The following is an 11599-nucleotide window of genomic DNA, read 5'->3' as shown; positions in this document are numbered from 1 at the left end:
AAGCCTATCTCTTATCTGGAGATACAGCTACTGTCTGGTGTTTCAGGGGGCTACATCAAATTACATTCATTAGTAATGATAAAAAAACGCTCCCGGACGGGAGCGTAAGCCAGTGAATTCGGCGTCAAATGAGGGTCTAACAAGTGGAGCTGTGGGTTAATTCTCGGTGATCTGGCTGCGATGCTTTTCAGCCTGCTGCTGATGAATAACGGAGGACTGGCCGTTATTCGCCTTCTCGTGCACAACCGCGGCTTTCTCATGCTCGTTCATTTCAGAAAATGACTTTGCGGTTTCGTTGGTGGCTCCAGGTTTGCCTTTCATCATTTTTTTATGCATTTCCGCCATGTCCTGGTGGGCAGAAGCGTTGCCGTTTTGCATCATTTCATGGGACATTGCGGCCTGATCGTGACCGCTCATATCCATCATTGTCATGCTGTCTCCCTGAACTGCACTTTTTTCAGCGGATGACTGCATCTGATGGGCAGGTGCCTGGGCATTATTTACCTGGTCATGTACATTCATTGTCTCTGCAGCCATGGCGGATGAAGCGACAGCCATAATAGCAACAAAGGATACAAGGATCTTTTTCATGGTTGGGTCTCCGGTGTTTTCATACCCAAACAATCAATGGCTTATAACAGAGAAAGCACTTGATCTCAGGGCGGGTTTTTCATCACTTCAGGAACCAGGTGATTGTGTTATCACACTGCTCCTGATTTATGATTAATTATAAAAAACCGCCTCTGTTTATCGCGTGACTGAATGATGACAATTTTGTCACCTTCCAGGTTTCTCCTGAATCACGGTATTAATCCTTTAACAGGCGCACTTTGAACACAATTTCCCGCCCCCGCTGTACTGCTGACAATTCGCCCCCGTGAGCGAGAATGATTGACCTCGTTATCGATAACCCCAGCCCCGCACCTTCTGTGTTGTGGACCCGTGATGAATCTGCGCGATAGAAGCGGTCAAACAAACGTTCAAGATTGGCGGGAACTGAGCCAGACATCGCATTCGTAATCAGCACGTTCATACAGTCACTGCCACTCTCAAGGCGTATCGCAATACATGTGTTATCGGGAGAATACTTGATTGCATTTGAAAGCAGGTTACTGAAAGCACGTCGCAACATGTCGCTGTCTCCGGCAACAACCCCTTCACCTTCAACCGTGATTGTCTTTCCTGTCTCGTCTGCAAGAGGCTCGAACAGCTCACGTAATTCGTTTAACTCGGCTGCCAGATCCACGTCATGTTTATTCAGCTGCAGCAGACCATGTTCTGAACGCGCCAGAAAAAGCATGTCACTGGTCATTCGTGACAATCTTTTCAGTTCTTCCAGGTTCGCGAATAAAATTTCGCGGTAATGCGATACATCCCTTTCCTTAGCCAGTGCAAACTGCGTCTGCATCATCAGATTACTGACCGGTGTACGCAACTCATGCGCGATATCAGAAGAGAAATCTGAGAGTTTCCGGAATGATCCCTCCAGACGATCGAACATATTATTAAATTCCTGCATGGTCTCAGAGATTTCCGGCGGTGCCAGATCGGGATTGAGACGCTGGTCCAGGCTATGCACTGTCATGGAAGATGCAAGACTGGTCATTTCCCGTAACGGTTTCAGACCAATACGTGTTGTCAGCCAGCCCAGAAAAATAGAAATAAAGACCAGACCGATATTGAACCAGAACAGCCAGGTACTGAGTTTGTCCATAAACAGGGTGTGATACCCAGTATCCGTGGCAACCGTAATGATGACATGTTTGCTTTTACCCTGTTCCGGCGTCATGGCAACCCGCCGCGAGATACTGCGGTACACGGTGTTATTTTCTTCCGTCTGGATCATATAGTCGAGAATATCACCCGACTTATTAAGCAGGACCGCTGGAACAACAGAATTTTTGGCATAGAGTTCAACAATTTTTTCATTTTCCATGTTTTTTATAGAAATGAATAAACCATTGTGCCCTACCATCGCATCGTTTATTTTTTCTGATAATGACTTAATATCCGTTTTGTTCCGGAACGTCTCTGTTTTAAGAAACTCTTCGGTGAGCTGAAGTTTACCTGTCAGAAAATCGCGGTCCTGATTATCGAAATAGCCATTAAGGGTGCTAATCAGGATAAAACTTGATAACCACCATACCGTAAGCATCACCGCAGAAAAAATCAGGCTCAGGCGTGTGGTCAGGGAAATTTTGAACCTCACTCTTCTCTGATCTCCAGGACATATCCGGCACCGCGAACGGTATGGATCAGTTTTGGCTCAAAGTCATCATCAATTTTACTTCTCAGACGTCTCACGGCGACATCAATCACATTCGTATCACTGTCAAAATTCATGTTCCAGACCAGGGACGAGATAAGACTCCTGGGTAACACTTCTCCGGTGCGTTGCAGCAGCAACTCAAGCAGAACGTATTCTTTACCGGTGAGATGGATCTTCTTCCCCGAACGGATCACGGTCCGGCGCACCATATCAACGGTCATATCGGCGATGGTGCAGACTGTTGCGGCCTGCGAGCGTGCCCGGCGCAGCAGGGTTCTTACACGTGCAACCAGCTCCGTAAAATCAAAGGGCTTAATCAGGTAGTCATCTGCGCCAAGCTCCAGTCCTTTCACTTTGTCCCGCACGTTGTCCTTTGCGGTTAAAAACAGGACCGGTTCTTCGTGCCCGGACTCCCTCAGTGCGCTGATGATTTGCCACCCGTCGAGGAAAGGCAGCATCACGTCCAGTATTATCAAATCATACTGTCCCTTCGACGCGGCCCCGAGACCATCGCGGCCATTATTAAAGAGATCGGCCTGATAGCCTTCCTCAACCAGTCCCTGCTGCAGGTAACGACCTGTTTTTTGTTCGTCTTCAACGATTAAAATACGCTGCATGGTCAACTCGCTGATATGAAAGTAAAAATCTCACGCATGAGCTTTGGCTGTCCCCTAGCTGACCTGAGACGGAGCAAGCATTCCGAGCCACGCTACGGCGCCCAGAATGATAATCGCAACAACGAATTCTGTCAGGATGCTGTTTCGCATCAGGGCAACGCTGCGATCATAATTCCCTTCCCTGACCATAACTTCAAGCCGGGGACCCAGGTGAAACCGGTTTGCTGCAGCCAGAAGAAGCATCAGAACAAACAGAGCCGTCTTGGCAAGCAATATCCTCCCCCAGGAACTGTTGAATAAGGGAGTTAAGTTACCCTCAGCAATATACAGATAGTTGACCAGCGCACTCAGGATCAGGGCTACAACAATCACCGTTCCTGCCGTGGCAAATTTTGCCAGGGAGTCAGATATCACAATGACGCTCTGTGCATTATGCTCGTTTCTGCGCATCAGCAGGATAGCAAATGCAACCAGAGCACCTGTCCAGGCACCTGCAGCGCCGAGATGGGTCAGATCGCTCAGTAAATGGAGATAGTAATGCAGACCGTCATGCATAACGGCGTGTCCTCCCCAGGCAAGTGTAGCCAGCGCCACGCCCCCACTCATCGTCATCAGCAGGCAGGACAATACTCTCTTATTAGTGTAAAGGAACAAAGCACCGAGTGTGGTAAACAGGGCACAGAGCCTGACAATCCAGCTAATACCCACATCAGTTTCTTCTATCACCATCTCGATAACATGGATGGATAATTCTCTGAGGTCAGTTACTCCACTCATGGCATTAGATACCAGGAGCATATTAATGCCAGTAAGAATGATGCCTGTAACAACAGCAAAGGTTATAAACGACCTGAAATTAGTCAGGTTATAGGTTTCATGTCTGACACCGCTTATTCCATATATCTGAAAAAATGGCAATCCAAATATTACCATCAAATCCAGATAAAGAAGAAAACGAATAACAATCATAATCAGGTCGTTCATAATATTACTTCACTGTAAAGGTGTAATTACCGGTAATAGGGTGCGTATCTGAAGAAACCGCGCGCCAGTCAACACGATAAGTGCCAGCGGGTAAAGGCTCTCGCGGAATAATGACCATCGATTTAGGGTCAGCGCCTGGCGCCACTTTTGCCGCGACCGGCATCGGAGAATGTGATGACATGCCTTTCATACCCGTCATCGTTAATTTTGCACCTGAGAATTTCACGGTCAGATTTTCCGAGAAATTAAGCTGAATCTTTTCCGGGGCCGCTACGGCTGAATCAGCCTGTGGCACAGAGCTTTTTAATTCCGGATGGGCCATAGCAGAGAAAGCAACGCCCATAACGAGGCCACCTGTAAGAATGGCTTTATTTAAAATCGACATTTTATTTACCTGTTTAGTTGAGTGTTTTATATCAGTGCGTTAAAACCAGATTCTGGCTCCCGCCAGGAATACTACCTGATGGTCTTTCTCACCTTCTCTTTTCGCCATATCGGATGTTTTCCCGTAAAGTTGATTCCAGGAAACGCCTATATAGGGTGCAAACTCACGGCGTATTTCATAGCGCAGCCGGAGCCCCAGCTCTGTGTCAGTCAGTCCCCTGCCGCGACCCCGCGATTCATCATCCTGACTGTAGAAATTCACCTCATAGGATGGCTGGAGTATGAGCCGGTTAGTCAGTAAAACGTCGTATTCTCCTCCCAGACGAAGGGTTGCTTTTCCGCCATTACTGACAAAACCCGTAATTTCAGACTCAAAATTATAGAGTGCCAGCCCCTGAAAACCGACAGCAGCCCAGGTCCGGGCAGAAGCAGATCTGAAATCCTGCCTGACACCCGCAACCAAATCCCACCATGGGCCAACCGCATGTCCCCAGAGTAACTGCGCTTCAGCCGCCTCCGTTTCCCCATTGCTTCGTTCACCTTCACTCTTTAGCCAAATCCGATCTGTGTCGCCTCCAATCCAGCTGTTAACACTCCAGCTGAAATTGTTGGTGTTATCCGACCGTTGCCATTCCAGTTGATCCAGCAGAACCAGATAATTAATCGCACTGTCGTGAATCGCATGCCCCTGTAAATTGCCGAATGCAGCCTTCCGGTCGGCATCGGTAACAGGCGGAATTGGCGTTCTGCTCTCAGTTACAATGGGCTCCATTGACGTCATCTCAGTGAAATTCTCATCTGCTGGCATCTGCATGGCAGACATGTCGTGCCCGGCGTGGGGATCTGCAGAGACGGAGCCCGCCGCAATAGAAAGCTGTGAGGTAAACAAACCGGCGACCAGAACAGGTATGGCCTTCAAATTTCTCTTCATTCGCATCATTCCTCCACCCGGACTTCACGAAACATTCCCATTTCCATGTGATAGAGCAAATGGCAGTGATACGCCCAGCGGCCAAGCGCATCTGCTGTCACTCTGTAACTGCGTTTTGTACCAGGGGGAACATCTATTGTGTGTTTACGAACCATGAAATTACCGTTTTCATCTTCCAGATCGCTCCACATACCATGCAGGTGAATGGGGTGAGTCATCATGGTATCGTTGATCAGCGTGATCCTGAGCCGCTCACCGTATTTCAGCAGCACCGGTGCGGCATCTGAAAACTTGATTCCGTTAAATGACCAGGCAAACTTTTCCATGTGGCCGGTTAAATGCAGTTCTATGGTACGGCCAGGTTCACGTCCGTCAGGATCCTCAAAGCGGCTTTTCAAATCCGCGTACGTGAGAACCTTTCTTCCGTTATTTCGAAGACCAATACCCGGATCATTTAATTTCGGAGAGACGCTCATCGCCTGCATATCAACCAGTGGGTTATCCGTTTCTGACGCAGGATGACTTTGCATACCCGGCATTCCGGCCATCCGGGAATGATCCATACCGGCCATGCTGCTGTGATCCATGGGCGCGGAGGATGTCCCGCTATCCGGAAGGTCAGCACCGTCCATAGACATCATCTCTCCGCTGTTATCCATGCCTCCCATCTGGCTGTGGTCCATTCCTGCCATATCATGTCCCATTCCCCCCATACCCATATCTTCCATGGTCAACAGAGGACGGGGATCGAGGGGGGGAACGGCAGCACTTAACCCCTCTCTCGTGGCCAGTGTCCCTCGAGCGTAACCGGTCCTGTCCATGGATTGTGCGAAGATGGTATAGGCCTCACCCTGAGGCTCCACAATGACATCATAGGTTTCGGCAACGGCAATCCTGAATTCGTCAACGGTAACCGGGTTTACATACTGGCCATCTGCAGCCACGACCGTCATTTTCAGCCCGGGGATACGGATATCGAAATAGGTCATTGCCGAGCCGTTGATAAACCGTAAGCGTATCTTTTCACCGGGACGGAACAGTCCGGTCCAGTTTTTCAGCGGGGCCTGCCCGTTCATGAGATAGGTGTAGGTGTAGCCACTGACATCCGCGAGGTCAGTCGGATTCATTTTCATTTCAGCCCACATTTTCCGATCGGCAATGGTGGCTGACAGCCCCCTGGTATTCACGTCGCGGAAAAAAGAGCCAACGGTTGGTTTATTGAAATTGTAGTAATCCGACTGTTTTTTTAATTTTTTCAGCAGGCTGTGAGGATTTTCATCGGTCCAGTCAGACAACATGACCACATGCTCACGATCGTAAGCAAACGGTTCTGGCTCCCTGGCATCGATGATAATGGCACCGTATACCCCCTCCTGTTCCTGCAGACCGGAATGGCTGTGGTACCAGTAAGTCCCGTTCTGCTTAACCTTAAAGGTGTAAACGTAGGTATCATCAGGCTCTATGCCCATAAAACTCAGCCCCGGAACACCATCCATATTGGCCGGAAGAATAATGCCGTGCCAGTGAATGGACGTCTGTTCATTAAGACGGTTTTTGACCTTCAGGGTAATGGTGTCACCTTCTTTCCAGCGAAGAACGGGCCCCGGCAGGCCTCCATTGATTGTTTTGGCCTGACGCTCACTGCCCGTGATATTGACGGCCGTTTCACCAATGGTCAGGTCAAACTGAGTACCCTGCAGGGATGCGGCAACTGGCAGGCTCAGACTGGAACGCGCATTGAAACTCCATACGCCAAGACTTCCGGCTACGCCAGAGAGGGTTAACCCCTTCAGGAAAGTTCGTCGAGACGTTTTCAACAGCATGCGCATTCCCTTATTTAAAGTATGGTTACTGACAGAATTCGAGAACCGATTTAAATTAAATTACTGGTTCATCCACTTACAATGAAATGAATCTAGCACACCTTAAGAAACAAATTCATTACAATCGTGTAATGTACATAGCTGTATTACATTTACGTCATCTTCCCCACAGGTTGATTATTTTTATATATGATCATAAGGACATCTTTTATGTACCTCAGAAGGTAATTACACATGAATATATTAATCACGACCACTGCGTTTACAGCTTTATTTTGTGGGGCAGCTTTTGCTCAGTCCAGTGATATTGCCCATGAAGCACATCGATTTGTTAATAATGCCTCAGCCGTCAGTCATGTGAATTCCTCGACGCATGAAAACTTACCGGACAGGGTTAATAAAAACAACACGCCCTCATTCTCTGAAATGAATGAACATGAAAGGGCCATTGTTGCTCATTCATTTATGAACAACAGCGCGTCCTATGCGCATCAGAAAATGATTGAGGAACATAAAAAAATGCTGTCCGGCAGTGATGCAAATTCAAAGACCTCGTCTTCTTCTTTTAACGAACTGAATGCCGGAGAAAAAGCCGCTCTCGTGCATGAGCAGGTCAATAATGCCGGTGCGGAAGCACATCAGACGCAGGCAAGAAAGCTTCGCGGGCTGTATTCGACCAGGTAACTGCAGGCGGGTTAGTGCTTAGCGTCAGGTGCGCAGCAGGGCTTTACTGACGGGTTACGTAGCAGGACATGAGCCCCATATTGCTCTGCCGTAACCTGTTTCAGTCCCGTTAATCATCACCGTCGGGCTGGTCATACAGTTCCCAGAGCTTCCGGAGCAAACGGGAAACAAGATATGTTACAAAAATGACGACCATCAACGGTGCTCCCGATTAACTGACAGATGACACGCCTCCTGAAAACCCCTAGCATACGCCGCAGTGTTCATGCTAACGGCGAATTCCAGTAAATGTATTCTACCGATGTCGTAAAAGAAAATGCCTACCTTTCAGCCACCCGCTCGGGGCTGGAATCGAACGAGATCGCTACTCTTCAGCGCTCCTTGCCTTCCCGGTTTAATCTGCGGCATTTGAAAAAAAATGAATCATTAAAACTCGTACTGCAAAAGAAAGCGGGAAAATCACGTGTCGTGGCCTATAAATTTACGTCCGGTTCATTTAATTACACGGCGTATCGTATATCAGATAAAAAGTTCTATAACCTTTCCGATACTTCCGGGAAAGGCAGTCTCGATTATCCGTTACTGGCCACAGCAAGACTCAGTTCGCCTTTCAATCCTGCAAGACTTAACCCGGTATCGGGAAAAGTGAGTCCCCATAATGGCATTGATTATTCCATGCCCATGAACACGAAAATAGTCAGCGTCATCGACGGAAAAATCACCCGGGCCGAATACAACAGTACCATGGGATATTTTGTTGAAGTAACGGGAAAAGCCGGTGTTAAAACTCGCTATCTCCACCTCAATAAAATACTCGTTACTAAAGGGGCCAGGGTTACCCGGGGAGACGCTATTGCGTTATCCGGTAACAGCGGACGTTCATCCGGTCCTCATCTGCATTACGAGCTGGTCATCAATAACAATCCTGTTAACTCACTGGCGTTCCGGACGGCGGCACCCGCTGATAACAAACTCGAACAGCATGCCTTTGCGCATGCCAGAGACTACGAACGATACCTGGACTGATAACGGGACCGCGACGCGGTCCCGTCTGCCGGATTAATTTTTTTTATCGTTTTCACTTCCGTGATGTTGATGATCTCCATGCCCCCCGTGACCGTGGAAAAGATGCATGAGCGGACAAAGCAGCAGTAACAGATATGGCCAGTAACCTGCCACATGTGACCAGTGTTCGCGCAGGAGAGCAAACGCCGCGATCGAGACGACTGCAATAAGAGCATAAGTTGTACTTTTCATTCTGGACTCCTTCTGTTCGTAACAGAGCCTTCATTCAGGGTTATTTCCCGAGCCTGACACTTTTCAGACGCAACGCATTTAGAATGACGCTGACGGAGGAAAGAGCCATGGCCGCCGCCGCAATAACCGGCGACAGTAGAATTCCATAAAGAGGGTAAAGCAGACCTGCTGCCACAGGCACGCCAAGTGCGTTGTAGATGAATGCAAAAAACAGATTCTGCCGGATATTTTTCATGGTGATCTCTGACAGATGACGGGCCCTGTTCAGTATCATCAAATCGCCTTTGAGAAGGGTGATTCCGGCGCTTTCAATTGCGACATCAGTACCCGTTCCCATGGCTACGCCCACGTCAGCCGCAGCAAGTGCCGGGGCATCATTTACACCGTCCCCCGCCATTGCAACCACATGACCAGACTCTTTCAGTCGGGTTATCACTGCTTTTTTTCCGTCAGGCAGAACTCCGGCTTCAACCTCATCTATTCCCAGTTTCCGTGCGACTGCTTCAGCAGTAAGCTGGTTATCCCCGGTGAGCATAACAATGCGTATCCCCGCCTGACGTAACGCTTTAAGCGCATCCGGTGTGGTTGCTTTCACGGGATCCGAGATAGCTATCAGGCCTGCAAGGTGCCCGTCTGTCGCCACATAGATAACGGTAGCGCCTTCCATCCGCAACGTATCCGCAACGGCCTTTTGATTATCAATAACGATACTGTTTTCCTGCATAGCCAGTTCATTACCAATAACAACCCGTTGACCTTCAACATCGCCTGAGACGCCTTTACCCGACGGAGCATTGAAATTACTGACCGACGGTATCGCGATCCCCTTTTCCTGTGCTGCTTTAACTACTGCCACACCCAGCGGATGCTGCGAGCCTTTTTCCACTGCGGCCGTTAAACGTAGAAGAGATGTTTCGCCTCCCGAATTGAGACTGATAATCCCTGTCACCGTAGGCGAACCTTCCGTGAGCGTGCCTGTTTTGTCGACAACCAGCGTGTCCACTTTTTCAAGACGCTCAAGGGCTTCGGCATTCTTGATTAACACCCCGGCCTGGGCGCCTTTGCCCACCCCCACCATTATCGACATCGGCGTGGCCAGTCCCAGCGCGCAGGGACAGGCAATAATCAGGACCGACACAGCCGCAATGAGACCGTGCGCCATCCTGGGCTCGGGCCCCCAGACAGACCAGATCAAGAAAGCAACAACCGCGATAAGTATCACCAGAGGAACAAACCAGCCTGAAACGCTGTCTGCCATTCTCTGGATGGGGGCACGCGAACGCTGTGCATCAGCGACCATCTGAACAATTCGTGAGAGCATCGTTTCATCACCGACTTTCTCTGCACGGATGATAAGACTACCTGTCTGATTAATCGTCCCCCCAATGACAGGGTCACCCTTCGTTTTGGTAACCGGCATAGACTCCCCGGTCACCATCGATTCATCCACGGTTGTTTTGCCTTCGATCACGATACCGTCGACCGGAATACTCTCTCCAGGTCTGATGCGGAGCTTATCGCCAGGCAGGACATCTTCCGCATTAATATCCGTTTCATGACCGTCATGATCCAGCCGTCTGGCGGTTTTGGGGGCAAGGTTCAGAAGCGCAGTAATGGCGCCTGAGGTTTGTTCCCGTGCCCGCAGCTCAAGAACCTGTCCCAGCAGAACAAGCACCGTAATAACTGCTGCGGCTTCAAAATAAACGGCCACCAGGCCATCCATGTTTCTGAACGATGCAGGAAACCAGGAGGGGAAGACGGTTGCAATGACGCTGTAAACCCAGGCTACGCCGGTCCCCATTGCAACAAGGGTAAACATATTCAGGGAGCGGTTACGTAACGACATTCCGGCCCGGGCGAAGAATGGCCAGCCACACCACAACACGACAGGGGAGGCCAGAAGCAACTGCAGCCATGTGTTGTACTGTGGCGGTACTGTATTCCTCAAGTCGGGAAACAGATGAGATCCCATTTCGAGTACCAGAACCGGAAACGCCAGCAACAACCCCAGCCAGAAGCGTCTTGTCATGTCGTGAAGTTCATCACTCGGCCCCGTGGATGCCGTAGCTACGAGCGGCTCCAGTGCCATTCCACAGACAGGACAGCTTCCGGGACCACTGCGGCGTATCTCCGGGTGCATCGGACATGTCCACACACCTTCAGAATTCTCTTTTTCCGCCTGGTTGTGAGGCTGTTTTATCTGATCAGGGCTGACTTCGTGATGATCGTGGTGATGGTGATGGGAATGTTCACTGGCATCTTCGGTAAAATAATGATCGGGATGGGCTTTAAATTTGCTCTCACAGCTGGCGGAGCAGAAATAAAGCTGATGGTCCTGGTATCGAATGCTGCTGTGCGCCTTGTCAGGCAGGATGACCATCCCGCACACGGGATCTCTCACCTTATGCAATACGTGGCCCTCGTCCGGGGATAATGTCTGCTCAGAAGCAGTCTGGTTGTTGTGTTGCACTGCATTGTCATTTTTCACAGTAACTCTCCTTATGCATACCGAAGCATCTTCTGTCTTCAGGGTATGTCATGGATGCGATTACCACGAATATCGCCGGCACAGGAGTGCCTGCTACCGGCGTCCTGATGTAGCCCCCTGAAACACCAGACAGTAGCTGTATCTCCAGATAAGAGATAGGCT

11 protein-coding genes are annotated in these 11599 nt (G+C 49.5%); 2 read left to right on the top strand and 9 right to left on the bottom strand.

The window, feature by feature from the left end; translation table 11 throughout:
* Window positions 1–156: 156 nt before the first annotated feature.
* From pcoE to pcoA, 7 genes are all read right to left on the bottom strand, one after another.
* Window positions 157–591, bottom strand: coding sequence for a copper resistance system metallochaperone PcoE (pcoE, locus tag ACOTYN_RS24885; RefSeq protein WP_274416922.1), 435 nt, complete (start codon window positions 589–591; stop codon window positions 157–159).
* Window positions 592–808: 217 nt separating this feature from the next.
* Window positions 809–2209 carry a copper resistance membrane spanning protein PcoS gene (gene pcoS / locus ACOTYN_RS24880; RefSeq protein ID WP_274416920.1) on the bottom strand — a complete coding sequence of 467 codons (1401 nt, stop codon included), beginning with the start codon at window positions 2207–2209 and terminating at the stop codon, window positions 809–811.
* Complete coding sequence (gene pcoR, locus ACOTYN_RS24875; protein WP_001188930.1) at window positions 2206–2886, bottom strand: copper response regulator transcription factor PcoR; 681 nt, start codon at window positions 2884–2886, stop codon at window positions 2206–2208. Before pcoR ends, pcoS begins: the two co-directional genes overlap by 4 nt.
* 54 nt (window positions 2887–2940) lie before the next feature.
* A complete protein-coding gene (gene pcoD, locus ACOTYN_RS24870) occupies window positions 2941–3819 on the bottom strand; it encodes a copper resistance inner membrane protein PcoD (protein WP_229692861.1) in 879 nt (292 codons plus the stop codon).
* 55 nt (window positions 3820–3874) lie between these two features.
* On the bottom strand, window positions 3875–4255 hold the full coding sequence (gene pcoC / locus ACOTYN_RS24865; protein WP_000025662.1) for a copper resistance system metallochaperone PcoC: 381 nt from the start codon (window positions 4253–4255) through the stop codon (window positions 3875–3877).
* A gap of 39 nt (window positions 4256–4294) precedes the next feature.
* Complete coding sequence (pcoB, locus tag ACOTYN_RS24860; protein WP_332959547.1) at window positions 4295–5185, bottom strand: copper resistance outer membrane transporter PcoB; 891 nt, start codon at window positions 5183–5185, stop codon at window positions 4295–4297.
* A 5-nt stretch (window positions 5186–5190) separates the two neighbouring features.
* Window positions 5191–7008 carry a multicopper oxidase PcoA gene (gene pcoA / locus ACOTYN_RS24855; protein WP_000925242.1) on the bottom strand — a complete coding sequence of 606 codons (1818 nt, stop codon included), beginning with the start codon at window positions 7006–7008 and terminating at the stop codon, window positions 5191–5193.
* Between the two features lie 234 nt (window positions 7009–7242).
* On the opposite strand from pcoA, the gene ACOTYN_RS24850 reads away from it, so the two are divergent.
* Window positions 7243–7692: a copper resistance protein gene (locus ACOTYN_RS24850; protein WP_001023257.1), complete on the top strand. Its 450-nt coding sequence runs from the start codon at window positions 7243–7245 to the stop codon at window positions 7690–7692.
* A 288-nt stretch (window positions 7693–7980) separates the two neighbouring features.
* Entirely contained in the window at window positions 7981–8718 is a 738-nt protein-coding gene (locus ACOTYN_RS24845) for a peptidoglycan DD-metalloendopeptidase family protein (RefSeq protein ID WP_332959545.1), read from the top strand.
* 33 nt (window positions 8719–8751) lie between these two features.
* Here the strand turns inward: ACOTYN_RS24845 and ACOTYN_RS24840 are convergent, their stop codons facing one another.
* Window positions 8752–8949: a DUF2933 domain-containing protein gene (locus tag ACOTYN_RS24840; RefSeq protein WP_274416918.1), complete on the bottom strand. Its 198-nt coding sequence runs from the start codon at window positions 8947–8949 to the stop codon at window positions 8752–8754.
* 40 nt (window positions 8950–8989) lie between these two features.
* A complete protein-coding gene (gene silP / locus ACOTYN_RS24835) occupies window positions 8990–11437 on the bottom strand; it encodes an Ag(+)-translocating P-type ATPase SilP (RefSeq protein WP_274416917.1) in 2448 nt (815 codons plus the stop codon).
* Between the last annotated feature and the right edge of the window lie 162 nt (window positions 11438–11599).

This window comes from Enterobacter cloacae complex sp. IR5458 (genome assembly GCF_049238025.1).
Classification (GTDB): Bacteria; Pseudomonadota; Gammaproteobacteria; order Enterobacterales; family Enterobacteriaceae; genus Enterobacter; species Enterobacter kobei.
The sequence above is the reverse complement of the archived record's forward strand: the minus strand, read 5'-3'. Positions and strand labels throughout refer to the sequence as shown.